Genomic DNA, 26,234 nt, shown 5'->3' on the forward strand with positions numbered 1-26,234 from the left:
ACTAAACTAAATTATTTATAAAAAATTTCTATAAAGAAAAATAGGTAAGATATTTGTAAAACAAATATAAAGGGGGCACAAATGCGAAAAATTTTAGGAGTTGCTTTAGTTTCTGTTGTAGCTTTTGCTCAAATGCAGCCAAAAGAGGCTTTTGATTATATGAAAAAGGTATTACCTGGAATTTGGACACTCTCTCCTGCATCAAAACAGATAGGTACAACAGGAGCTCATAATCACCCTGCAGTCAAAAGAATGCTTGGAACTGATAAGACTGGTGTAGAGTATGTAGTAATAGGAAGAGGATCTGCAATTAAAGAGGAGCTTTTGCCCAATACTGTGCGTTGGATGGTAACGATGTATCATTGTGATGATTTTCATCAGTGCAAAGAGTTGCGTGCGACGCACTACTGCGCAAAACAAAATCAACCAAGTTTTATATTCAATACAAAAGAGAGCACAAAGCAAAAGCTTGTATTTGATTGTGATGAGGAGCGTAGTGAGGTGTGTGATAGCGATGAGTCACATGTACATAGAATTATTTTAGAGCTATCAAATAATAATAAACATCTCAAATCATCCTATATTGTGTACAAAGATGGAGAACAAGCGCAAAAGCACTCTATTTACCATTTTGATAAAAAGAAATAACTTTGCTACAATCTCCTAAAAATTTGGAGGAGATTGCATGAGAATTGGTATCATGGGAGCTATGGTGGAGGAGATCGAGCCAATTTTAACTAAGCTCGATCCTACTTTAGCTCCAGAGAGTGAACTCTCACAAATAATTGCTAAGATGCAACATATTAAACTCCACACAATTGCTGGAAACCGTTACTTTGAAGCAAAATATAAAGGGCATGAGATTTTCATAGCCTACAGTAAAATTGGTAAAGTCTTTGCTTCTCTTACCGCTTCTGTTCTCATTGAGCATTTTAAAGTCCAAAGGCTTCTTTTTAGTGGTGTAGCGGGTGCAATAAATGAGGATCTCCATATTGGTGACTTGATAGCTGCAAAGAGGCTATGCCAGCACGATCTCGATATTACTGCTTTTGGTCATCCTTATGGATATGTACCTGAGGGAAAAGTCTATATTGAGAGTGATGTAACACTACGCCATTTGGCACAAGAGGTGGCAAAAGAGCGAGGAATAGAGCTCAAAGAGGGAACAATTGCTACAGGAGATCAATTTATTGCTGATCCAAAGAAGAAAGAGTGGATCCGAGAAACTTTCCAAGCAGATGCAATCGAGATGGAAGGTGCTGCTGTTGCAGTGGTATGTGATGCGTATGATATTCCATTTTTTATTTTGCGCTCTATTAGTGATGCAGCTGATATGGATGCAAGTTTTGATTTTGATGCCTTTTTGAAAAGTTCTTCCAAAATTAGCGCAGATTTTATTATTGCACTTTTAGATAAGATCGTAGCATGAAGCGAGCAGAGCTTTCCAAAAAACTTATCAAGCAAGTAGCTCGGACGAATGTAGAGTTTGAACTCTTACAAGAGGGTGATAATGTCTTAGTAGGACTAAGCGGTGGAAAAGACTCCCTCACGCTTATCCATGCCCTCAAGCATATTCAGCGTGTAGCTCCTTACGATTTTCGTTTTAAAGCTGTGACAATTAGCTATGGGATGGGGGAGAATTATGAGTTTTTACAGCGTCACTGTGAAGAGTATGGAATTGAGTATGAAGTATATGAGACAAATATTTTTGATATCGCGCAAGAAAAAATTCGGCAAAACTCCTCATATTGCAGCTTCTTTTCTCGTATGCGACGAGGGGCGCTCTATACCTATGCACTTGAGCATGGCTTTAATAAAGTAGCTCTTGGTCACCATTTAGATGATGCGATTGAGAGCTTTTTTATGAATATGTTCTATAACGGCACGATGCGTTCTATGCCTCCTATTTACAAAACAAAAAAAGGGCTCTATGTTATTCGTCCACTTATTGAGATAAGAGAGTCTCAAACAGCTGGTTTTGTCAAACGCAATGGCTTTTTGGCTATTGGAGATGAAGCGTGTCCAGCTATGCGTTTTGATATTAAAGAGCCATATGTGAGAGAGAATATGAAGGAGTTTGTCAAAGACTTAGAATCGCGTTTCAAAGATGTAGTCAAATACATTCGCGCCTCCTTTCGCCATATCCATGATGACACTTTCTTTGACAAGAGTCGCTTAAAGGTTTAGCCCTTTTGCCGATAATTTTACAATGTTTACTATAAAGCCAATTGAGAATACACAACAATATATCACTATCTCCCCTACACCTCCTACTGCTCTCAAACCTGATCAAACTATAAGAGCTAAAGTGCTCTCACAAAATCAGGATGGAAGCTATACACTTTTGCTAGGAGGCGCAAAAGTTACTGTACAAAGCAGGCTCAAGCTCTCACTCAATCAAACCCTCCTCTTGCAAGTAAGTGAGTTGAGCAAAAATAGAGTGCAACTCAAAATTGTTGCTACCTATCCAAAATATAGCGATCTAAGTTTTTTGCAAAAGCTCGATCCTATGAGTATTGCAACACTTATCAATTTTGATGAGAAGCTCAAGCAGCAGATAAAGAAGCTGCGTTTTGATAGTACATACTATGAAAATATATCGTCGCATTTGCAGCAAATTAACACAATTTTAGACAAAGTCAAAAGAATTGATCCAAATCTACATAAAAAAATTGCACAGATTATCTATATTCCTCCCCATATCCAGAATACAAGAGAAAAGATTACCGATCTGCTCAATTTTCAAAAACTTCTGCGTGATCTCAAAGATTTAGTGGATACGCAAGATAGACCTAGTGCGAAACTTGTGCAAGAACTCCTTGCAATGTATCAAAACTACTATCTTTTGGGGATGCTTTCCAATGCATATATTCTCACTCTTCCTCTAGCTTGGGAGAATTTGGAGGAGAGTACTCTTACAATCAAGCGCGTGGCAAATGCATGGATTTGCAAAGTGCTGCTCTACTTTAGTGACATCAAGCATATTAGCACTACTTTTATCTTGCAAAAACGCTATCTCAAAATCTACATGGCGATAGAGGATGGGAGATTTAAAGAGCACGTAGCTGCAAATTTGGATTATCTCAAAAGTGCATATGCCGGACAAAATATCTACCTAAGAGTCGAACTCTATGAGTATATGGGTGAAAATATTGAGAACTTTTTAAAAGCTAGCCAAATGGCAAAGAGAGAAGCATGAAAAAAGCTGTCGCAATCAAGAAATTTGTAGAAGATATAAGAGTTGTTGGCAAAGGTGAGGGATATATTGCATTGAAAATTATTGAGACTGCAAAAGAGGAAGGTATTCCTATCTATGAAGATAAAAAACTTGCCGATGAACTTTATGAAGTTGAGCTCTATGATGATGTACCTGAAGTGCTTGTAGATCATGTTGTCAAAGTCCTCGATTTTCTATACAATATGAAAAAAAATTAAGGAGCCACGAGATGGCAGATATAAGTATCAAAGGTGCTGCAAAAGTTATCAAACTCTACAATGTTTCACGATTGGAGATGGAAGGTGTTGAGATCGATGAGTTCGATTTAGAATCTGCTGAAGATGTCAAAGAGCTCTTTGAGCTTGTTAATGAGTTTGTTGAAAGTGGAGAAGCTGATGCAATTGAGCCACCTTTAGAGCTTCAAGGAGTTGATCCTGAAGAGTGTAGCATCAAAGTGGGGGATAAAACACTCTATCCCGATGAGATCACTCTCAAAAATGCAAATATTATAGATCTTTTACAAGAGATCCAAGATGCCAATGAGGGCGAAGTCTACTATATTCGTAGTTTTGAAGGTGATGGAGTTTGGGATCTTGAGAGTGAAGAGGAGATCATAGATGCACAAGCTTTGAGCATCGATTATGTTGACTGCTCAATTCTCTTTGATCAATATGATCTTTTACGTGAGGGTTATCTCGATATCATTTGCGATACGATTCTTCCTACAAATATTACTTATAAAGGTACAAAAGTAGAAGTAGAGGAGTTTATCTTCCATCCAACGCAAATTTATGGACAGCTTTATGTTGTCAAAAAAGATCCTATCGAAGATATTAATGTGTTGCAAAAGGTTGATTTTGGCGGAAGAGTGCTCGCTGGCACCGACTTTATTGTAGATGATTTTGAAGAGAACTAGAGGGCTATATCCCCTCTAGGAGAATACTCCACAAAACTTCGATCTCCTTATCACTTAGAAATTGCGTATCAAAATGCTCAAAGAGATAGTGAATTCTCTCTTTATTAAAAGGTTCTTGTGCGATACAGCTTGGATGAGCTGGTAAAAAAGATCTCGCAAGAGCTGGATTATTAACTTTTTTTTCACATACAAAGCAGACAAAATCTTTGTGCAGTCGTCCCTCATGTGCCAAAAGTTTACAATACTCCTCTATGATTGCTCTTTTTGGTTCTTGGCGTTCAAGTTTTTTACATATGCGATCACAAAGAGTAAAATAGAAACTATCGACACTCTCAAGTTCTCTTAGATGTTGGTACAAAAGACGAATAAACTGTTGCCATACCATATGCTTGTAGATATTTTTGAGCCATGGAAAACCAAGATGGGTGATATGGCGCAGTTTTGGTAAATAGCCTATTTGATACTCTATCTCAAAATCGATTTTATAACCTAGATTTATGGTGCTGTGCCTTGCTCCATAGAAGCGATAGAGAGTGTAGTGGTGTGAAGATGTGAGCACATTGACGATGAGGTCTTCATTTTTTACTTTTGTTACATTTATTATGAAACCCTGCATAAGAGGCTCTTTGTAAGTAGTTTTTAACAAAAAAGTCGATAAAATACTTTACTTATACTAAAAGAAGTATTAAAATTGGTTTAAATAGCCTCAAAGAAAGGGTGGATATATGGATCTATTGACAAGCTACAAAGACAACTGTGGGTTTGGACTCCTCGCGAGTATAGAAAACAAGCCCTCTCACCAGAATGTAGAAGATGCTATTACTTCACTTGAACGCATGATGCACAGAGGTGCAATTGCTGCAGATGGGAAAAGTGGTGATGGTAGTGGACTTTTGTTTTCTATGCCTCACAAATTTTTCAAAAAGGTTGCTGAGCAAGATGGGTTTGTGCTTCCAGACCTCTATGCAGTTGCGATGGTTTTTTATAAAGATGAGAAAAATCTTGAAGTGATCAAAGAGTACTGTATCAAAAACGATCTCAAAGTCCTCCATATCCGTCCTGTTCCTATCAATACAGAAGCTTTGGGAGAGCTAGCGAAGCAGACGCTGCCAAATATTGTGCAGATTTTTGTAACACCCAACTCTCTCATAGCCACAAAGAGATTTGATGCTCTTTTATATCTGACAAGACGTGAAATTGAGAAGGCATTGGAGAGTGATGAGGATTTTTACATCCCATCATTTTCTAGTAAAACCATAGCCTACAAAGGCTTGGTGATGCCAACATATATTAAAATGTTCTATCCGGATCTCCAAGATGAGGATTTTGAGGCAAGTTTTGCACTCTTTCACCAGCGCTTCTCTACAAATACATTGCCAAAGTGGAAACTAGCTCAACCATTTCGTATGATTGCCCACAACGGTGAGATCAACTCTGTCACTGCCAACCGCTATAATGTCTATGCAAAATGTGAATCGATCAAGAGTGAAGTATTTAGCGATGAAGAGCTTGAGCGCATCCTTCCACCCCTTGAGCCTGAGGCGAGTGATAGTAAGAGTCTTGATAACTTCTTTGAATTTTTGATTGTTAATGGTGTAGAGTTTTTCAAAGCAGCCCGTGCTCTTATCCCTGCACCATGGCAAAATGCTCCACATATGGATGCAGAGCTTCGCGCATATTACGAGTATACAAGTACATGTTTTGAAGCGTGGGATGGACCAGCTGCGGTAAGTTTGACTGATGGGAGATATATCGGCTGCGTGCTTGATAGAAACGGATTGCGCCCTGCTAAATATATCATCACAAAAGATAAGCGACTCATAATTGCTAGTGAGTATGGGATTCTTGGAGTGCCAGAAGAGAATATCGTAGAGCGTGGTCGCTTGCAAAGTGGTGAGATGATCGCACTCGATCTCAAATATGGAATCATTCTTAAAAATGAAGATATCAATGATTACCTCAAAAACTCCAACCCATATAGCGAGTGGCTCAATGAGCATATGGTCTATCTCCAAGAGCATATTGATGCACCATTTAGCAATCTCAACGAGTATCAGATAGATGATATTGTTCATAAGCAGCGTTACTACAACTACACCCATGAGCTCATCGAGCAAGTGATAGAGCCAATGATCAAAGAGGGTAAAGAGGCAGTAGGAAGTATGGGTGATGATACTCCTATGGCTGCTTTTAGTGACAAACAGCGTAATTTCACTGACTTTTTCAAGCAAAAATTTGCCCAAGTTACCAACCCCCCAATAGATCCAATCCGCGAAAAGATTGTCATGAGTCTCAATACCGGTTTTGGTGAAATTCACAATATCTTAGATGAGGATCCAAGCCACGCTATCAGACTCAAAGCTGTCTCTCCGATATTGATTAAAGAGAAGATGGATGTACTCCTCTCTTATGGAGATCCCAAACATCCTCGCTACCAAGAGTGTTACAAAAATAGAATTTTCTCTACATCTTTTGAAAAAGACCTCAAGGGTTCGCTAGAAAAGCTCACTGACGAGATTGTAAGGAGTGTCAAAGAGGATGGTGTGCGCATTATCGTTCTGGATGACAGAGAACTCAGCCCTCACAAAAAGACTATACCTATGGCGATGGTTATAGGGCGCCTGAATAAGAAGCTCCTTGATGCAAAAGTGCGCCACCTTGTTTCAATAGTTGCAGCAACTGCTGAAGTACAAGATTCTCATTCTGCTGCTGTTATGATCGCATATGGAGCGAGTGCGGTCTATCCATATCTGCTTTTTGCTACCGTGTATGAGAGACTCAAAAAACAAAATCTCACACAGTTTGAGCTCAAAAACAGATTTAAAAATGTCTTTAATGCTCTCAATGGTGGATTCTTGAAGATTATGTCCAAAATGGGCATCTCTACAATCGCCTCATACAGAAACTCAGCACTTTTTGATGTATTGGGCCTGAGTGAAGAGATTGTTAATGAGTGCTTCCATGGAAGTGTAGGACTTTTACCAGGTCTTACATATGAAGATATCGAGCAAAGACTTGAACGCTACCACAAAGATGCTTTCGAGATCGATATAGAGCGCCATATTTTCCCTCTCAAAGTTGGTGGTTATTATAAATATATCGATGGAAGCGAGTATCACGACTTTAACCCAAATGTTGTGAATAAAATTCATGAAGTCTCCATCACTGGGAATCCAAACGATTATGAACAGCTCAAAAAGATGATCCATGATAGAGGGTATCGCTTCATTAGAGATTTTCTTGAATTTCACAGTGATCGCAAACCTGTCAGTATCGATCAAGTAGAGCCTGTTGAAAATATCTTTAAGCGCTTTGATAGTGCGGCTATGAGTCTTGGTTCAATTAGCCCTGAAGCTCATGAGTGTATCGCTGAAGCAATGAATACAATCGGTGCGAAGAGCAACTCTGGTGAGGGTGGCGAAGATGAAAAACGCTTTGGTACTATTAAAAATTCAAAAATCAAACAAGTAGCAAGCGGACGTTTTGGTGTAACTCCTGCATATCTAAGAAGTGCTGAAGAGATTCAGATCAAGATCGCTCAAGGTGCAAAACCAGGTGAAGGTGGACAGCTTCCAGGTCACAAAGTGACTGCACTTATTGCAAAACTGCGCCATACTATGCCGGGAGTTACTCTCATCTCTCCTCCGCCACACCACGATATCTACTCTATTGAAGATCTTGCACAGCTTATCTTTGACCTTAAACAAGTCAACCCTGATGCAAGGGTCGCTGTAAAGCTTGTTTCCACTGCAGGTGTTGGAACCATTGCTACAGGTGTGGCAAAAGCCTATGCTGATAAGATTATCATCAGCGGTGGTGATGGGGGAACAGGTGCTGCGCCTCTTACATCTATCAAATTTGCTGGTAACCCTTGGGAACTTGGACTTACTGAAGCACATAATGCACTCAAAGCAAACCACCTCAGAGAGTTTGTAGAGTTGCAAACTGACGGTGGTCTCAAAACAGGTCTCGATGTAGTCAAAGCTGCAATTATGGGCGCAGAGAGCTATGCATTTGGTACAGGGGTGCTCACAATTATTGGATGTAAGATTCTAAGAGTCTGCCACCTCAACAGATGTACAGTAGGAATTGCAACACAAAATGAGTTTTTGCGCGAGCATTATGTGGGAACAGTCGATAGACTTATCAACTATTTCACACTAGTAGCTGAGGATGTGCGTAAGATCTTGGCTGAGCTAGGATATACAAGACTTGAAGATATTATAGGTCGCGTAGATCTGTTGAGAGTAGTAGAGAATGAACTGGCAAAGAAGTTTGACTTTAGTTCAGTGCTGCGCAGACTTGATGGCGTCGATACTTGCCAAATTCCATCAAATGAGCCTTTTGATAACAATGAATTTGAAAAAGAGGTACTCAAAGAGGTGTTTCCAGCTATCGAAAATCCTCAGCAAAATGTGATTGTAAATAAGAAGATTAGCAATATCAATAGAAGCTTTGGTGCTCGCATCAGTGGTGAGATCGCTAAATATTACGGCGATGCTGGGCTCAAAGATGGTGCAATTACGATCAATCTTGCAGGAGTTGCAGGGCAGAGTCTTGGAGCATTCCTCATCAATGGCGTAACGATCAATCTTGTAGGTGCAGCAAATGACTATGTGGGCAAAGGTATGAATGGTGGTAAGATTGTCATTACTTCAAAATTGCAGCATGAGCGATTTAGCTTAGCAGGTAATACATGTCTCTATGGTGCTACAGGTGGTACACTCTTTGTAGCTGGAGAAGTGGGAGAACGCTTTGCAGTGCGAAATTCTGGCGCTTTGGCAGTTGTAGAAGGTACCGGAGATCATGCTTGTGAATATATGACTGGCGGTATTGTGGTAATTCTAGGCAAAACAGGTATCAACTTTGGAGCGGGTATGACTGGTGGTTTGTCATTTGTATATGATGAGGATCACACATTCATCGAAAAGATTAACCAAGAGCTCATAGAGGCTAGACGCATTGATATCGATGATTTTGATGAAGCACGCCACTACCTTAAACGACTCTTGCGAACTTTCTACGATGAAACAGGCAGCCAAAAAGCTAAAGATATTTTAGATAACTTTAGAATGGAAATAAGGAATTTCTGGATGGTACGCCCTAAAGAACTGCGTAAAGTTCCTTTGAACTTAGAGGAAGGGGAATAAGATGCAAAACTTTATATTCAATGAACGAATAGAGCCTAAAAAGCGTGCAGTCAATGAGCGAATAAAAGATTTTCGTGAAATTTATGAGATTTACAATCCCAATGAGGCCTCTGTACAGGCAGACAGGTGTGTGCAGTGTGGTGATCCGTATTGTCACAACTCATGTCCGCTGCACAACTTCATCCCTCACTGGCTCAAAACTGTTGCAGAAAAGGATCTTGAATTAGCTTTTAAAATCAGTAACGAGTCTTCCCCTTTTCCTGAAATTATGGGGAGAGTGTGTCCACAAGATAGACTTTGTGAAGGAGCATGTACCCTCAATGAAGGGTATGGTGCTATTACTATTGGTGCGATAGAGACATTTATTAGTGAAGAGGGATTCAAAAAAGGGCTTCGTCCAGAATTTTGCTCTAAAAAGACAGGAAAAAAGGTAGCTATTATTGGAAGTGGACCGGCAGGACTAAGTTGTGCGACATATCTTTTGCGCGAGGGAATTGAACCGCATGTCTATGAGAGAGCTGATAGAGCAGGTGGTCTTTTGACATATGGTATCCCAAACTTTAAACTAGATAAGAAGGTTATCCAGCGCCGTATAGACTGGCTCATGGAGGCTGGTATGAAACTCAATCTAGGTATTGAAGTTGGCAAAAATATAGAGTTTGAAGAGCTATTGGAAAATTTTGATGCAATATTTATCGGCATTGGAGCAACAAAACCACGACGAGCTGGCATTCCTGGAGAAAATGCAAAAGGTGCGTTTATGGCGATGGATTTCTTGACAAATGTGCAACGTAAAGTCTTTGGCGATAGCTATGATAAAGATAAAGAGGTAAAAGATAAGCGTGTAATCGTCATCGGTGGTGGTGATACTGCGATGGACTGTGTGCGTACAAGTATTCGTGAAGGAGCTGCGAAGGCAATCTGTGCATACAGACGTGATGCAGCAAGCATGCCAGGAAGCCGTAAAGAGGTAAAAAATGCACAAGAAGAGGGTGCAGAGTTTATCTACAACGTAGCTCCTACGCAAATTCTCACTGATGATGAGGGAAGAGTAAGAGGTGTAGAGTTTGTCAAAACAATCTCTACAACGACAAAAGATGGCAGCAGAAAGCTTGAGATTGTCAAAAACAGTGAATTTACACTTGATGCAGATGTGGTAATTTTTGCTCTTGGATTTGAAAATACTCCGTTAGAGTTCCTTGCAAAGCATGGAATTGAGACAAATGAGTGGGGAGCAATCAAAATAGATAGCAACTATGAGACTACAAAACCTGGTGTCTTTGCAGGGGGAGATTGTTATAGAGGAGCACACTTGGTAGTTACAGCTGCATATGATGGACGTGAGGCTGCAAAAGCAATCCGCCGAAAACTCTTGGGATAAGATGCAAGAGCTATTTTACGACATAAAAGAGTGTGCACAGCAGATCTACAAAACAATCAAATTTGATATGCATGATAGCTTCTATGAGTATATGGGACAAGGAGTGGGAGGAGATCTCTCCTCCAAAATTGACCTCTTTGCTGAGCAGATATTTATAGATAGACTCCAAAAATATGGCAAGATTATCTCTGAAGAGGCTGGTGAAGTGGGAGAGGGCAAAGATCTTCTCATCATTGATCCTATTGATGGGAGTGACAATCTCCTCTCCTCATTTCCCTATTACGGATCTTCTGTTGCTATGCAAAGAGATGGCAAAACGCTCTTTTCTTTCATAGTCAACTATGCTAATGGGGATTTTTATGTCAAATGGGAGGATTTTTTCAAAAAAGGCTCCCTCTTGCACGATAACCTCAAAGATATCCGTACCAATTACTTTGCAAAAATTGGTCTTTTTGAGAAGGCCTATGCCAATCCTAAAATAGTAAAAAAACTTAAACAAAATAGCTATAAATTTCGCAGTCCTGGTGCAGTTGCCCTCTCTTTGGCATATGCGCACTATGTGAAATTTGTAATTTTTATTGGTAAAATAAGAGCATATGATGTTGAAGCTGGTCTTCATCAGTGTGAAGATCTCTTTATATATAACGATGATACGACAATAATAGTGGCAAAAGAGCGAGAGGTTTTTGCGAAACTATTAGAAATTGTCGGTAAAGGATAAAGTGTGGGACTCAGTGATCTATTTAAAATCAGACGTTCGCAACCAAGTACAGCAGAGCAGCCGAGCCACTGGGTGAAATGTCCTAAGTGTAACGCTTTGATGTATTATAAAGAGGTGCAAAATAGATACAATGTCTGCCCAAAATGTGGCTACCATTTTCGTATTGGAGCACAGGAACGTATCAATATCTTATGCGATAAGGGAACATTTGTAGAGTATGATGCCAATTTAGAACCAGTTGATCCATTGAAGTTTGTGGATAAAAAGAGCTATAAAAAGCGTGTAGAGGAAGGGAAGAAAAAGACAGGAAGAGCCAGCTCCGCAATCAGTGGAGAGTGTCAAATAGATGGAGTCCCAACCCAAATTGTTGTCTTTGATTTTGCATTTATGGGTGGAAGTTTGGGCTCAGTAGAAGGTGAGAAGATTGTCAGAGCTGTACAAAGAGCAATCGACAAACGTCAACCCCTCGTGATTGTGAGCGCAAGTGGGGGTGCGAGAATGCAAGAGAGTACTTTTAGCCTCATGCAGATGAGCAAAACTTGTGCAGCACTTGCAAAGCTCGCTGATCATAAGCTTCCATATATTTCTGTCCTAACTGATCCTACGATGGGTGGAGTGAGTGCCTCTTTTGCGATGATTGGTGATATTATTATGGCCGAACCCGGTGCACTGATAGGATTTGCAGGCCAGCGTGTCATCAAGCAAACCATTGGCGCAGATCTGCCTGAAGGGTTTCAAAGAAGTGAGTTTTTGCTCGAACATGGACTCATTGATATGATAGTAGAGCGTCCAAGCATGAAGCAGACAATTGCGGATCTTTTAAGATTGCTGCATGCTCAAAGGTGATAAAATCTATGCGCTATGCGATTATGATATGTTGCAGCGCTACTCTTTGAGTCTCGAAGAGTTTGTAGTCATTGCCAAAAAATTTGATGCACAAGTTTTGCAGTATCGTGACAAAAATGGCTCTTTTGAGCGTAAACAGCAAAATCTCCAAAAGCTTCGCTCTTTATGGCCCAAAACTCTCATAATCAATGATGAGATAGGGCTAGTGCAGTTTTGCGATGGACTCCATATTGGTCAAGAGGATCTTGCAGTATTGATGAAGAGTTTTGGAATAGAGAGCAAAGCATTAGGAGTTGTGACTCTGCGCAAAATGATCGGTAAAAAGATCATAGGTCTCTCTACACACAATTCCCAGGAGGTTGTCGAAGCAAATAGTTTGGAAATTGACTATATTGGACTTGGTGCTTATAGGATCTCTCAGACCAAGGATGTTGCCGCTGCTTTGGGTGAGCGCCTTACATCCATTGCAGCACTCTCACGACACCCGGTAGCAGCGATTGGAGGAGTGAGACTCTTTGATCATATTCCACATGCGACATATAAAGCTATAGGTAGTGATCTTGTGATAAAAGCATTGACATATGCATAAGATATTTGTCTACTCTATTGGCAAAAAAGATGAGCCACATATGCAAAAACTCTATGAAGAGCTTATCAAAAATGCGAAAAAATATGCTACTATAAAGGTAGTTAATATTTATAATAAAAAGATCAATCAAGCGCAAAGTGCAGAGAGTGCGCAAAAGGTCTATACCAAAGCTTTAGAGCCATATATTTTGAATGATGGGCTCAATATTGCTCTGCATCCAGATGCAAAAGAGCCTGATAGTTATGCATTTAGTAAAATACTCCAAGAGAGTGCGAAGATCGCTTTCTTTATAGGTGGTGCCTATGGATTTGAGGAGAGATTTTTAAAAATGTGTGATAAGAGTTTGAGTCTTAGTAGACTCACAATGAGCCATAAAATAGCAAAGGCTGTGCTTTTGGAGCAGATTTTTCGAGGGCTATCCCTCATTCATAATCATCCATACCATAAATAGGAGCTAAGATGCGACTCAATAAATATATTTTCTTTAGTATCCTCTTGATGCTTATAATTGGAGGATTTGTCTATTCGCAAATTGATGCTAAGTATACTTTTAATCTTTTTGGAATTCCTATTACATTACCGGTAGCAGTTTGGATAGTTGTACCAATGTTTATTATGTTTTTGGCATCTTTTTTCCATATGGCATATTACTCTTTCATAAATTTTATGGTGTTAAAACGCTACAAGAAAGATTATGATATTTTAGTCAAATCTTTTGCAAATGCGCTATTGCGTGAACCAAAAATCAATAAATATAAATCGACTGAAGCTAAAAACCTTGGAAACATCACAGATCACTCACATATTATTCCTCAAGATTTTCGTATTGAGACAAAAGATGAGAGACTCAAGAGAGCTCTTGATTATGTCAAAGATATAACAAATGGAATCTATGTTGATATTTCAAACTATACCCTCTCCCCATCAAATCCTCTCACGGTGCAAAATATCAAAAATCGTCTCAAAGAGGAGCCAACTTATAGCGGAGTAGTGCTTAAAAACTGTGATGAATATCCCAAGGAGCTGTGTAAAGAAGCGCTGCAAGTATATATGGGATTTAGTGAAGTGAGCAAGATTAAAGAGTATGCAAAGATCTTTGATTTTTCGCTTCTCTTGTATATGCTTGAAGCAAAAAAAGATGAAGCGATTTCACATACTGATATCATTTACATCTTACAGCAAGCATCTATGCAGCTTACAATCAAAGAGTATCTGGTCTTAGCACAAAAAACAAAGGATGTGCTCGCACCTGATGAACGACTCAAGCTTTTTGAGATACTCAAAAATGAAGATGAGAAGAGCGAAGCAGCGTATGTCTATACACTTTTGGATCTTGAGATGATAGATAAAGCGCTCGAGTTTTTAGATACTGTGCCTGAAGGGGAGCTAGAGAACTTCAAAGCCTATCTCGAACTCAAAGAGTGTGGCAAAAACTATCCTCTGGAGCTCTTTATTTGCATCTAGACTTTTCAAAACCTCTCTATATTCTCGCTCCTCTTGCAGGCTATACTGATCTGCCATTTCGCAGTGTTGTTAAAAAGTTTGGTGCAGACCTGACCATAAGTGAAATGATCAGCTCCAATGCACTGGTGTATGAGAGCAAAAAGACGATGAAGATGCTTCAAAAAGCGCCTCTGGAAGATCCCTATTTTGTGCAGATTGCTGGAGCTGATAGTAATGTAGTCATGAAGGCAGTCGAAAAACTCAATCAAATTGAAGGCATAGATGGAATCGATCTCAATTGTGGCTGTCCTGTACCAAAAGTGGTGAAGCAAGGAGCCGGCAGTGCACTCCTTAAAGACCTTGACCGCTTCCAAAAAATTATAGAGACAATCAAAGAGCACTCAAACAAGCACTATATGTCAGTGAAGGTGCGTTTGGGATTTGAAAAGATCGATATTGTCAATATTGCAAAAGCAGCACAGAATGCGGGAGCGGATTTTATTACAATCCATGGCAGAACAAGGAGTGGTGGTTTCAAGGCCCCAGTCAACTATGATGCAATCGCTGAGGCGAAAGCTGCTGTAACAATTCCTGTCATTGCCAATGGAGATATCACGGATTATCAAAAGACACAATTTGTTCTAGAAACTACGCAATGTGATGGAGTAATGATAGGACGTGGTGCGATTGGAAGGCCCTGGATATTCTATCAGCTCAAAAACGCCCAGGAGAATATTCCAGAAGATATTAAAGCAAAAATTATTTTAGAGCACTTTGAACAGATGGTCAATTTCTATGGGGAGTATGGTGTGGTACTCTTTCGTAAACATCTTCATACATACTCCAAAGGCTATCCTGGAGCATCAGAGTTTCGTCAAATTATCAATGATATAAAAAGTGCACAGAAGATGCGAGAGCTAATTAGTGAGTTTTTCTTCAAAAAAGCAGCTTAGAGATTACCGCTTGCTTTGCGTTTATACTCTTCTATTGTTGTGAATATCTCCTCTTGTGGTTTTGGTTCAACTGCTTTTGCAAGATCTTGATTATCGATAGCCTTCTCAAAATCTTCATAACTTTGCAAAGCCCCCTCTTCATACTTGCCTAGTAGCACGTTTGTAGAGCCAATGAGTACGAGGTAGTCTATACCTTTGAAAGAAATGAGGGCTATTTTGTTCTTTTCATCAAGAGGCTTTTCAAAAACAATACGAAAATCACTCTCATCATGGGGTACAATGATGCGTTTGCTTTTTCTAGGGCCTGAGAGTTTGCTAAGAAGTTTGGCTAAAATGAGAAGCACGATAATAGTTCCAAGAGCTATACCAATCCATTTAAGCCAAGTAATCCAATCGATTGATCGAGAGGTCTGAGCCGATTTGGCCAAGCTTTTGAGCAAAGAGATCTTGAGGCTAAATCCATCTTTGCTTTTTGCTGCATAGAGTTTGGGAGAAGCCGTTGTATAAATAATAATTGACGTACCTTTTGCTGCAGGTTTAATAGCTACTTGGTAGGCAATTGAGGAGCTTAGCTTCTTTTCCCAAGGAGCGAGGATTTTGACGTCTTGCAAAAAAAGAATAATCTTACCTTTTTCCCTCTTTTGGACAATTTTTCCAGAAAATGGAACATCAAAATTGATAAAAAGATCTATACGCTGAGGTGACTCTTTGACATTGAGGTTCAAAATCATAGTAGCAAGAAGCGGAATAGCTAGAAATAGCAACCAGATCTTTTTCAATAGTGCTCCTTTGCAAGTTTAGATATTATAGTTTTATTTAGATAAATAGATTATAAAATTGTAGTATAATCGCAAGCAAAAAAGGCTCTTGATGGATCTTGTTGCTGTAGGAGTTTTGGTAGGATTCCTCTCAGGCTTTTTTGGAATTGGCGGCGGAACGATTCTTGTGCCAATACTCATGTATCTTGGTTTTGATATCAAAGAGGCTGTGGGGATTTCAGTGACACAGATGGTTTTTAGTTCTCTTTTTGGCTCATACCTCAATTTTAAAAAAAATATTTTTAAAATCCATGAGGGTTTAGCTATCGGTATTGGTGGCTTTTTGGGAGCTTTGGGCAGTGGATACTTTCTTAGTGTTGTTCCAAGCAGAGTGTTAGAGTGGATGTTTTTGGGCTTTGTAGCTTTTGCCATGTATCGCTTTTTTAAAGCCCCACATGCTCAAGGAGCTGCACAAGAAGTCCCAGTATATGTAATGTTTCTCGTAGGAATGGTTATAGGACTTTTTGCTATAAGTATTGGTGTTGGAGGAAGTATTTTGGTTACTCCGATCTTGGTGGGATTTTTCCATCTTGATATCAAAAAAGCCGCATCCATGGGGCTCTTTTTTGTCATATTCTCATCGATTAGTGGATTTATTAGTCTCTCACTCTTTGGACATATCGACTATTTGCATGGATTCTTGGTGGGAGCAAGTTCGCTCATTGGTGTATATTTTGGTATAAAGTTAGCACACAAAATTGAGAGAAAGAAGTTCAAGAAAGCTCTTATTGCCATATATACACTTATTTTAGTATTGGTGATAAGAAAAATATTTTTCTGAGGAGATAGATGAATAAGATAAAAATTTTTGGAGCAAAACAGCACAATCTCAAAAATATCAATCTCGAAATTCCAAAAAACAAGCTTGTTGTCTTTACGGGACTATCTGGGAGCGGGAAGAGTACGCTGGCTTTTGATACACTCTATGCTGAAGGGCAGCGTCGCTACATCGAATCGCTCTCAAGTTATGCAAGGCAGTTTCTTGATAAGCTTGATAAACCAGATGTAGATAAAATCGAGGGGCTTACTCCAGCAATTGCTATAGAGCAAAAGACTACGAGTAAAAACCCGCGTAGTACTGTAGGTACAGTAACTGAGATTTATGATTACTTGCGGCTTTTGTATGCTCGTATCGGCACACAGCACTGTCATCTGTGTGGCAAGCCTATTTCACATATGACTCCTACGGATATTATCAATCAAGTTTTAGCACTTCCTGAGGGGAGTAAACTAGTTATATTAGCTCCCCTTATAAAAGAGAAGAAAGGAAGTTTTACTGATCTTTTGGATTCCTTGCGCCAAAAAGGTTATGTGCGGGCAATGATAGATGGTGTCATGGTTCGCTTGGATGAGGAGATAGAACTATCAAAAACGAAAAAACATACCATTAAAGTGGTAATCGATAGGGTTGTTATCAAAGACGAAAACAGCTCACGTATTGCAGATGATATAGAAAAGGCATTGAAGCTAAGCTATGGTGAAGTGGAAATAAACGTACTCAATGCCAAAGATGTTGGAGCAAAGGAGCACTACCACTACAGCGAACATCTTGCATGTTTTGATTGTAAGGTAAGTTTTGAACCATTGGAGCCTCTAAGCTTTTCGTTCAACTCTCCCAAAGGGGCATGTAGCGAGTGCGATGGTCTAGGTATTCGCTATGCAATAGATTTTGATAAGATCATCGATCAGCACAAAACTATTACCAAAGGCGCTATCAAGTTTTTGTATGGTTATAATAAAAGCTACTACTTTAACTTTCTCAAAGCCTTTTGTGAGAATGAAGGAATACCGCTCGATAAGCCCTATGAGGAATTAGCCGAATATGAGAAAAAAGCGATTCTTTACGGCACTCCAAATCCTGTAAGCTTTACGTGGAAGCGTCACCGCCTTACACGCACTTGGCCTGGTGTGGTGCGCATAGCATACGATATGTTCAAAGAGGAAAAAGAGCTCAGTGAATATATGAGTGAAAAGGTGTGCGATAAGTGTGGGGGTCATAGGCTCAAACCTCAAAGTCTCGCAGTAAAAGTTGCAGGCAAAGGATTGGCTGATATTTTGGATATGCCAATTGATGAGGCCTATTGTTTTTTTGCAGATGAAGAGAATTTTGGCTATTTGAGTGAGCAGCAGCAAAGAATTGCGGCACCAATTCTCAAAGAGATCAAGGAGCGCCTCTTTTTCCTTGTAGATGTAGGTTTGGGCTATCTCACTCTTGGTCGCGATGCTAGGACTATTAGCGGAGGTGAATCACAGCGCATCCGCATAGCCAGCCAGATAGGAAGTGGTCTTACGGGTGTAATGTATGTGCTCGATGAGCCAAGTATCGGTCTGCATGAGCGAGATACTCTCAAGCTTATTCGTACCCTTAAAAATCTTCAAAAGAAGGGCAATAGCGTCATTGTCGTTGAACATGACAAAGAGACAATAGAAGCAGCAGACTTTATAGTAGATATCGGACCAGGAGCTGGAAAAAATGGTGGTGAAGTGGTCTTTGCTGGAGATGTAAAGAGCCTCAAAAAGAGTGATACACTCACTGCTAAGTATCTTAGTGGCAAAAAGAGGGTAGAGTATAGATTTGATAGAGAACAAAAAAAGTGGCTCCATATTCGCAATGTTACTATCAACAACATCAAAAATCTCGATGTGAGCTTTCCACTCCAAAATTTCGTAGCGGTTACTGGTGTGAGTGGAAGTGGTAAGAGCTCACTTGTACTGCAAACTCTCTTACCAGTTGCCAAGGAGGCTCTCAATAAGGCTAAGAAGGTCAGAAAAGTAGCCGGAGTGGAGATTGAGGGACTAGAGCATCTTGATAAAGTGATCTACCTTGATCAAAGTCCTATTGGACGTACACCTCGCAGCAATCCTGCAACATATACAGGAGTTATGGATGAGATACGTGCTCTCTTTGCCAAAACAAAAGAGGCACAGCTCCGAGGCTATGGGCCAGGGCGTTTTAGCTTCAATGTTCCAGGTGGTAGATGTGAGAAGTGTAAGGGGGAAGGTGAGCTCAAAATCGAGATGCACTTCTTGCCAGATATTATGATCAAGTGTGATGCATGCCATGGAAGGCGCTATAATGAGCAGACTCTAGAGGTAGCGTACAAAGGTAAAAATATAGCAGATGTTTTAGAGATGAGTGTGGATGAGGCATTAGAGTTTTTCAAAAATATTCCAAAGATCTACAAAAAGCTCAAAACTTTACAAGATGTGGGACTTGGCTATATAACTCTAGGCCAAAATGCAGTGACACTCAGTGGTGGAGAGGCGCAGCGTATCAAGCTGGCCAAGGAACTTAGCAGGCGCGATACTGGAAAAACCCTCTACATTCTTGATGAGCCTACAACTGGTCTGCATTTTGCAGATGTGGATAGGCTTGTTGGCGTGTTGCACTCTTTGGTCTCACTTGGCAATAGCGTTATTGTGATTGAGCACAATCTCGATGTGATTAAAAATGCCGATTACATCATCGATATGGGACCAGAAGGTGGAACAAAAGGTGGCAAGGTAATAGCTACCGGAACGCCGCTTGAAGTAGCAAAGAGTTACAAAGAGAGCGGTAGTTACACAGGAGAGTTTTTGGCTAAAGAGCTCAAAATTGATTGAAACATTTTTTAGCTTCAATCTCACTCACTGCTCTTCCAAAACAGAGCTTTTGTTTTTCTAGAATTTTTATATCTCTTTGGAGTTTACTCGCATAAAAAGCTTTGGGAAAACTCATCGCAAAGGTTTTGGCAAGGGTATCGCTACGCTGATCGAGAGGGAACTTGTCTATGCAAAAGTTCGCTTCATTGTTCTCTAAGCATGCTAAGCGGCTTTTGTATGTCTGTATAATTGCATCAATCGCTACAATCTGAGACGTTTTCATATCAGCAAAAGCTAATGAAACGATAGCTAAAAGCAAAAATTTTTTCATAGATCTCCTTTGGCGTAATTATACAAAAGGATAGCAATGATTAAAAGTATCAAAGATAAGATGCTAGCATCCGCAATAAAGACAACGCTTAATAATTTTATAAAAGAGTTTGGCAAAATAGAGCATATGAAGCTTGATACGCAAACAAAGAGTATCGAAGCAACACTATTTTTGATAGGTGAGAGAGAACCGCTCGAAGTTACTATCTCAAACTACACTTTGGTACAAAAAGATGATGGATACTATTTGCAACTGCAAAGAATTAAAACTTCAAAAGAGTGGATTACAAAGGCTGCAGCCACATATCTCACCAAGAGGGCTCTTTTGAAAATTCCAGATAAGTTTGTCGCAATAATCAAAAAGGTATTGTGATATAATCTCGATAAAAAGGTTGTGGATGAAGACACTTACAGTCATCGATACCTTCGGTTTTTTCTTTCGCAGTTTCTACGCTCTTCCACCACTCAAAAGCAAAAAGGGCTTTCCTACAGGACTTTTAACAGGATTTATCAACTTTATCAACTCTTTGGTAAGTGAAGAGAAGAGTGATTACATAGTCTTTGCTCTTGATAGTGAAGGGCCAAGTTTTCGCGCACAAATCGATCCAAACTACAAAGCGCAGCGCCCAGAGCCTCCTGCAGAGCTCAAAGAGCAGCTTCCTGTTGCAATCTCTTGGATAGAGAAGATGGGATTTGCAACGCTCTCAAAAGAGGGGTTTGAAGCTGATGATATTATCGCTTCTTTGGTTCAATGTGCAAAAGAACAAAATATCAAAGTCAAAATAGTATCTCACGATAAAGACCTCTACCAGCTCATTGATGATGGCAAGGTGGTGCTCTTTGATCCGATTAAAAAAGAGGAGATCGATGAGGAGAAGGCTACCAAAAAGTTTGGCATTCCTCCAAAACTTATCCGTGATTACCTTGCACTTGTAGGAGATAGTGCAGATAATATTCCTGGAGTGCGAGGTATTGGGCCCAAAACTGCAGTAAAACTCCTCCAAGAGTACGGATCATTAGAAAATATCTATGCCAATCTAGATAAGATTACACCACCAAGAGTTAAAAAGCTCTTGCAAGAGGGTAGAGAGAGAGCATTTTTGAGTAAAAAGCTCGTAGAATTACGCTTCGATGCACTTGATAGATGTGAGCTTGAGCGCTACCACATTCCTTCAATCAATCCTATCATCAAAATAGCAGATGAGCTTATTGAGTATGATATTACTGCAATTTTGCGCAAAATCAAGGCTGCTCCTGTAATTGAAGAAAAAAAGAGTAGATTGGAGTTTGAAGCGATCTGTCTTGATACAAAAGAGAAACTTTTGCACGTAATAGAAAAGATCCCTGATGGAGCACTCATAGCTTTCGATACAGAGACAGATAGTCTCGATACAAAAGAGGCAAATCTTGTTGGCTTTAGTTTTGCTTATGAAGATACGAAAGCCTACTACGTGCCCATCGGACACAAATATCTTGGTGTTGGTGATCAGGTAGCTTTAGAAGATGGACTTGATGCGATTAAGAGACTATTTTCTTATCCAATTGTAGGACACAATCTCAAGTTTGACCTCTCCCTCCTCTATCGCTATGGTATAGAGAAAAAAAGAGAGATTGCTGATACTATGATTTTGGCATGGCTACTTGATCCTGAAAGCAGTGTGGGGCTTGATAGTGTTGCCAAAAGAATTCTGGGTTTCGATCTTATAGCATACAAAGAGACAGTCAAAAAGGGTGAGGACTTTTCAGGTGTGGCGATAGAGAGTGCATGCAAATATGCAGCGGAAGATGCGATAGTGACGCTGCAACTTTACTATAAACTTCTCGATGCATTACAAGCAAAAGGGGCTAAACATCTTATCGATGAAGCAAGGAAAGTGGAGTTTCCTTTCATCAATACACTCATAGATATGGAAAGAATTGGTATCAAAATAGATATACCTTTCTTCGAAAAGCTCAGAATGAAAACGCAGCAAAGGCTTGATGAGCTTACCGAAAAGATCTACCAAGAGGCTGGGACTACATTTAATATCAACTCCACAAAGCAGTTGGCACATATACTCTTTGAAGTGCTCAAACTCCCACCACTCAAAAAGACCAAAAGTGGCTATAGCACAGATGAGAAGACTTTGCAAAGCCTTAGAGGGAAGCATCCTATAGTAGAGCTCATTTTAGAGTATCGTGAGCTTTTCAAACTCAAAAGCACCTATATCGATCCACTTTTGAGCTATGCAAAAAAGGATCCAAATCATCGCATATATACGCAGTTTGTCCAGACAGGGACAGCAACGGGGCGATTGGCGAGTAAAAACCCCAATCTCCAAAATATTCCTATTAAAACTGAAGTGGGGCGTCAAATTCGCCAAGGATTCATTGCCCAAGAGGGGAAATTGCTAGTTGGAATTGACTATTCCCAAATAGAGCTGCGCCTCTTAGCACATTTTAGCAAAGACCCTTCACTCATTGAAGCCTTTGAGAAAAACCAGGATATCCACCTCCAAACAGCAATCAAACTCTTTGGAGAAGAGAGAGCGAAGCAGATGCGAAATATCGCTAAGAGTATCAACTTTGGCCTCATTTATGGGATGGGGAGCAGGAAGCTGGCTGAGACATTGGGAATTAGTACAAAAGAGGCTAAAGAGATCATCGAGAGTTACTTTCAATCTTTTCCAACGGTCAAGAGCTATTTAGAAAGTATTCAGGAGTTTGCAAAAAGCCATGGCTATGTGGAGACGCTTCTAGGGCGTCGTCGCTATTTTGACTTTGCTTCTGCAACAGGTGCAAGACTTGCAGCTTTTATGCGTGAATCGATCAATACAGTTTTTCAAGGAAGTGCAGCAGATCTCATCAAACTCTCTATGAACAGAATTGAAGAGGAGATAGAGAGTAAAAATCTGCCAGCGCATATGCTTTTACAGATTCACGATGAACTCATATTTGAGATAGATGTGGAGCATGCCCAGACTCTCGCTCAGCAATTTAAAAAGATTATGGAGAGTATTTATCCCCTCAATGTTCCGCTGCAGTGCTCTGTGGGAGTAGCGAAACGGTGGGGAGAATTAAAGTAATATAAAAGTTAGGTGCTATGTACGATATTATGAGAGTTTTTAGCCCTTTTTGCTTACAATTGATAACTACTTCTATAAAGGTTTCATAGATGCTTAAGAAGATTCAAAAAGCTTTTTTCTCCATTAAATCTGCAGTCATTATGATGATGCTCTTTGCTATGAGCATAGGAACTGCTACATTCATTGAAAATGACTACGGCTCATCTACTGCATGGGCACTTGTGTATACTGCAAAATGGTTTGAGATTTTGCTAGTGCTCCTTGCTCTTAATCTTTTATACAATATTTTCAAATTCAGGCTCTTTCGCAAAGAGAAATTCTTCACAGGACTCTTCCACCTCGCTTTTATCATTATCCTCATTGGTGCGGCGGTAACCCGCTATTTTGGCTATGAAGGAACTATGCATATTCGAGAAGGAAGCTCGAGCAATACAATCTTGAGTGCACGTACCTATTTGCAAATAACAGCAAAAAAGGGAAGAAGATATTTAGAGTATGTAGAACCAATATATCTCTCTAAGATAGGTTCAAACAGCTTCAAACGCGCTATCGATTTTGATGGACATAAAATCACAGTGGAATTGGAAAAATATCTACCCAATGCAACATTTAAGCTTGTTGAAGACAAAAATGGCAAACCGGTAGTGGATTTGGTTCTGAGTGCTGGAAGCGGAAGAGTGGAGAAGGTTTTGCGCCAGGGCGAATTTATAGATCTGGGTGATGTAGTTATCAGTTTTGATGCTGCAATTGCACCTCACAAACCACATATCAAAATCACCAAAGAAGGAAATAAGCTCTTTTTACAAGCACCATTTGTGGTGCAGACGATGCATATGGCTGATCGTAAAAAACAAAGCTACTTTGCCAACGCAAAAGTACCGCTTGAACCTGGAAAACTCTACTCCATAGCTGGACTCAATCTTGTGCTCAAAGATTACAAACCTCATGCGAAAGTAGAGATCCTCTCAAAAGATCGCTATGCCAAAAACTATCCAGGCAAAGATGCAGTGGTTTTGCGTATCAGTGATGGAAAAGAGACAAAAGAGGTTACACTTTTTGGCAAAAACGGGGTCGAAGGAGAACCAGTAACTGTGAAGCTAGGAGATCTGCAACTTACCCTTGCGTATGGAGCAAGACGTATTATACTGCCATTTGCTATAAAGTTACGAGACTTTCAGCTTGAGCGTTATCCTGGATCGATGAGTCCAAGCTCATATGCGAGTGAAGTGACAGTTATAGATAAAGATAAAAGTTTTGATTATAGGATATATATGAACCATGTGCTTGATTACAAAGGATATAGATTTTTCCAAAGCTCATATGATATGGACGAGAAGGGTACAATTCTCTCAGTCAATCACGATCCAGGTACACTCATCACATATATCGGCTATTTTCTCTTGGCACTTGGCATGATCTTGCACTTCTTCTCACCACAAAGTAGATTCCAAAAGCTTGCTAGAATGACTAAAAAGGTGCAAGAGCAGCGTATGAGTATGCTAGCAAAGAATCTCCTTGTACTCTTGCTTTTTGGTTTTACTACACTCCATCTTTATGCAGCCGACCCTCTTGATACTGCTAAAAAGATTGCCAAAACGCACGCAGACAAGTTTGGCGGCAAACTCTTAGTTCAAGATACAAGCGGACGTATAGAGCCTATGGATACACTCTCGCGTATGGTTATGGCAAAACTAACCAAAAAAGAAGAACTCTACGGGCTTGATGCCAATCAGTTCTATCTTGGAATGACTGTTAAGCCAGAAATTTTTCAAAAGATCAAAATGATCTATGTACACCATCCAGCCATCAAGAAGATCATAGGTCTTAGATCAGATGAGAAGTATGCAAGCTTTGAGCAGTTTTTTGATCCAAAAAGGGGAGGAGCATATAAGCTCGAACTCTATGTACAAAAAGCTGTAGCCAAAAAACCTGGTGCACGCAACCAATTTGACAAAGATATTATCAAAGTAGACGAGCGGGTCAATGTGGCGTATATGGTCTATACCGGTACACTCTTTCGTATCATCCCAAATCCACAGGATAAAAATGGCAAATGGCTCTCCCCAATCGATGCTATAAAGATGCTACCACAAAAAGAGGCACAGATGGTACAAGTGGTGCTTGCCAACTATTTCACTGCGGTTGATGAGGGGATAGCGAGTGGTAACTGGAAAAAAGCTGATAAAGCACTTGATGTCGTAGCAGATTTGCAACACTACTATGGATCTGGAATTCTTCCACCACAAAAAAAGATCGAAGCGGAGCTGCTGTACAATAAGCTTGATATCTTTAATCGCCTCGTACCTTACTACATGATCATAGGCTTTGTGCTGCTACTTATTATAATTTTCCATCTTATAAATCCAAAATTTGAGGTGCAAAAAATTGTAAAAATTGGTGTATTTCTCATCTTCTTGGGATTTGTGGCGCAAACATTTGGAATGGCTCTTCGCTGGTACATTGCTGGGCATGCTCCTTGGAGTAACGGGTATGAGTCTATGGTCTATATTTCCTGGGCAACAATTTTTGCAGGATTTTTCTTTGCCAAAAAGAGCCCGATAGCCTTTGCGGCAACATCTTTGTTAGGTGGACTTATTCTTTTTGTAGCGCATCTTAACTGGATGGATCCACAAATTACAAATCTCGTCCCAGTTTTAAAAAGCTACTGGCTTATGATTCATGTTTCAGTCATTACTGCTAGTTACGGATTTTTGGGACTCTCTGCCCTTTTGGCTTTTATCGTGCTCATTCTCTACATCTTCACAACTCCAAAAAATAAAGATTTTATGATTTTGACATTTAAAGAGCTTACCTATATCAATGAGATGAGCCTTATTATAGGGCTTGTGCTCGTGACTATTGGAAACTTTTTGGGTGGTGTGTGGGCAAATGAGAGCTGGGGGAGATACTGGGGTTGGGATCCCAAAGAGACATGGGCGGCTGTGACTATTTTGGTATATGCTTCAATAGAACATATACGCCTTATTCCACGGATGAATAGACTCTTTTTATATAATGTTTTAGCACTTCTTGGCTATTCGAGTGTTATTATGACATATTTTGGTGTTAACTTTTATCTCAGTGGTCTCCACTCCTATGCACAAGGAGATCCTGTGCCAATTCCGCAGTGGGTATATTGGGCAGTTGCAATAGTTTTTACAATTATTGGTGCAGCCTATTACAAAAAACAAAAGCTCGGCTTGGATTTAAAGATTTAAAATAC

The 26,234-nt window shown here is 39.9% G+C and carries 22 protein-coding genes; 19 read left to right on the plus strand and 3 right to left on the minus strand.

The window, feature by feature from the left end; genetic code table 11:
• The first annotated feature begins 81 nt into the window (after positions 1-81).
• The 6 genes from JG734_RS03495 to JG734_RS03520 are packed head-to-tail and all read left to right on the plus strand — an operon-like array spanning position 82 to position 4,133.
• Entirely contained in the window at positions 82-648 is a 567-nt protein-coding gene (locus tag JG734_RS03495) for a hypothetical protein (protein WP_201333645.1), read from the plus strand.
• A gap of 37 nt (positions 649-685) precedes the next feature.
• Complete coding sequence (locus tag JG734_RS03500) at positions 686-1,429, plus strand: 5'-methylthioadenosine/adenosylhomocysteine nucleosidase (protein WP_201333646.1); 744 nt, start codon at positions 686-688, stop codon at positions 1,427-1,429.
• Positions 1,426-2,187, plus strand: a complete 762-nt coding sequence (locus JG734_RS03505; RefSeq protein WP_201333647.1) for an ATP-binding protein — start codon at positions 1,426-1,428, stop codon at positions 2,185-2,187. Before JG734_RS03500 ends, JG734_RS03505 begins: the two co-directional genes overlap by 4 nt.
• 22 nt (positions 2,188-2,209) lie before the next feature.
• Complete coding sequence (locus JG734_RS03510; RefSeq protein WP_201333648.1) at positions 2,210-3,199, plus strand: hypothetical protein; 990 nt, start codon at positions 2,210-2,212, stop codon at positions 3,197-3,199.
• Positions 3,196-3,435: an EscU/YscU/HrcU family type III secretion system export apparatus switch protein gene (locus JG734_RS03515; protein ID WP_201333649.1), complete on the plus strand. Its 240-nt coding sequence runs from the start codon at positions 3,196-3,198 to the stop codon at positions 3,433-3,435. The genes JG734_RS03510 and JG734_RS03515 overlap by 4 nt, the downstream gene beginning before the upstream one ends.
• An 11-nt stretch (positions 3,436-3,446) precedes the next feature.
• Positions 3,447-4,133 carry a hypothetical protein gene (locus tag JG734_RS03520; RefSeq protein WP_201333650.1) on the plus strand — a complete coding sequence of 229 codons (687 nt, stop codon included), beginning with the start codon at positions 3,447-3,449 and terminating at the stop codon, positions 4,131-4,133.
• Positions 4,134-4,137: 4 nt separating this feature from the next.
• Here the strand turns inward: JG734_RS03520 and recO are convergent, their stop codons facing one another.
• Positions 4,138-4,749 (minus strand): recombination protein RecO, encoded by a 612-nt coding sequence (gene recO, locus JG734_RS03525; RefSeq protein ID WP_201333651.1) that lies wholly within the window; start codon positions 4,747-4,749, stop codon positions 4,138-4,140.
• Positions 4,750-4,858: 109 nt separating this feature from the next.
• Between recO and gltB the strand changes: the two genes are divergently transcribed.
• From gltB to dusB, 8 genes are read left to right on the plus strand one after another with little or no spacing between them, the layout of a single operon-like run.
• Positions 4,859-9,283 (plus strand): glutamate synthase large subunit, encoded by a 4,425-nt coding sequence (gltB, locus tag JG734_RS03530; RefSeq protein ID WP_201333652.1) that lies wholly within the window; start codon positions 4,859-4,861, stop codon positions 9,281-9,283.
• A 1-nt stretch (position 9,284) separates the two neighbouring features.
• Entirely contained in the window at positions 9,285-10,664 is a 1,380-nt protein-coding gene (locus JG734_RS03535) for a glutamate synthase subunit beta (protein ID WP_201333653.1), read from the plus strand.
• A gap of 1 nt (position 10,665) precedes the next feature.
• Complete coding sequence (locus JG734_RS03540) at positions 10,666-11,385, plus strand: inositol monophosphatase family protein (protein ID WP_201333654.1); 720 nt, start codon at positions 10,666-10,668, stop codon at positions 11,383-11,385.
• 3 nt (positions 11,386-11,388) lie between these two features.
• The gene (gene accD, locus JG734_RS03545) at positions 11,389-12,231 is read left to right on the plus strand and encodes an acetyl-CoA carboxylase, carboxyltransferase subunit beta (protein ID WP_201333655.1); all 843 of its coding nucleotides are present in this window, start codon (positions 11,389-11,391) and stop codon (positions 12,229-12,231) included.
• A complete protein-coding gene (locus tag JG734_RS03550) occupies positions 12,218-12,820 on the plus strand; it encodes a thiamine phosphate synthase (RefSeq protein WP_201333656.1) in 603 nt (200 codons plus the stop codon). Before accD ends, JG734_RS03550 begins: the two co-directional genes overlap by 14 nt.
• Complete coding sequence (locus JG734_RS03555) at positions 12,813-13,271, plus strand: 23S rRNA (pseudouridine(1915)-N(3))-methyltransferase RlmH (RefSeq protein WP_201333657.1); 459 nt, start codon at positions 12,813-12,815, stop codon at positions 13,269-13,271. Before JG734_RS03550 ends, JG734_RS03555 begins: the two co-directional genes overlap by 8 nt.
• Before the next feature lie 8 nt (positions 13,272-13,279).
• Positions 13,280-14,284, plus strand: coding sequence for a hypothetical protein (locus tag JG734_RS03560; protein ID WP_201333658.1), 1,005 nt, complete (start codon positions 13,280-13,282; stop codon positions 14,282-14,284).
• On the plus strand, positions 14,275-15,216 hold the full coding sequence (gene dusB, locus JG734_RS03565) for a tRNA dihydrouridine synthase DusB (protein ID WP_201333659.1): 942 nt from the start codon (positions 14,275-14,277) through the stop codon (positions 15,214-15,216). The genes JG734_RS03560 and dusB overlap by 10 nt, the downstream gene beginning before the upstream one ends.
• On the opposite strand, the gene JG734_RS03570 is transcribed toward dusB, so the two are convergent.
• A complete protein-coding gene (locus JG734_RS03570; RefSeq protein WP_201333660.1) occupies positions 15,213-15,995 on the minus strand; it encodes a hypothetical protein in 783 nt (260 codons plus the stop codon). The two genes, dusB and JG734_RS03570, sit on opposite strands and share 4 nt — an antisense overlap.
• 91 nt (positions 15,996-16,086) lie before the next feature.
• On the opposite strand from JG734_RS03570, the gene JG734_RS03575 reads away from it, so the two are divergent.
• On the plus strand, positions 16,087-16,815 hold the full coding sequence (locus tag JG734_RS03575) for a sulfite exporter TauE/SafE family protein (RefSeq protein WP_201333661.1): 729 nt from the start codon (positions 16,087-16,089) through the stop codon (positions 16,813-16,815).
• Positions 16,816-16,823: 8 nt separating this feature from the next.
• The gene (gene uvrA / locus JG734_RS03580) at positions 16,824-19,637 is read left to right on the plus strand and encodes an excinuclease ABC subunit UvrA (protein WP_201333662.1); all 2,814 of its coding nucleotides are present in this window, start codon (positions 16,824-16,826) and stop codon (positions 19,635-19,637) included.
• Here uvrA and JG734_RS03585 read toward each other — a convergent pair.
• Positions 19,624-19,947, minus strand: coding sequence for a hypothetical protein (locus JG734_RS03585; RefSeq protein ID WP_201333663.1), 324 nt, complete (start codon positions 19,945-19,947; stop codon positions 19,624-19,626). The genes uvrA and JG734_RS03585 overlap by 14 nt on opposite strands.
• Positions 19,948-19,983: 36 nt before the next feature.
• On the opposite strand from JG734_RS03585, the gene JG734_RS03590 reads away from it, so the two are divergent.
• The 3 genes from JG734_RS03590 (at position 19,984) to ccsA (ending at position 26,229) form a co-directional block, all read left to right on the plus strand.
• Entirely contained in the window at positions 19,984-20,319 is a 336-nt protein-coding gene (locus JG734_RS03590; RefSeq protein WP_201333664.1) for a hypothetical protein, read from the plus strand.
• Positions 20,320-20,344: 25 nt separating this feature from the next.
• A complete protein-coding gene (gene polA, locus JG734_RS03595; protein WP_201333665.1) occupies positions 20,345-23,011 on the plus strand; it encodes a DNA polymerase I in 2,667 nt (888 codons plus the stop codon).
• An 89-nt stretch (positions 23,012-23,100) separates the two neighbouring features.
• Positions 23,101-26,229, plus strand: coding sequence for a cytochrome c biogenesis protein (gene ccsA / locus JG734_RS03600; RefSeq protein ID WP_201333666.1), 3,129 nt, complete (start codon positions 23,101-23,103; stop codon positions 26,227-26,229).
• Positions 26,230-26,234: the final 5 nt, after the last annotated feature.

The sequence above is a fragment of the Nitratiruptor sp. YY09-18 genome (assembly GCF_016593235.1).
Lineage (GTDB): Bacteria > Campylobacterota > Campylobacteria > Campylobacterales > Nitratiruptoraceae > Nitratiruptor.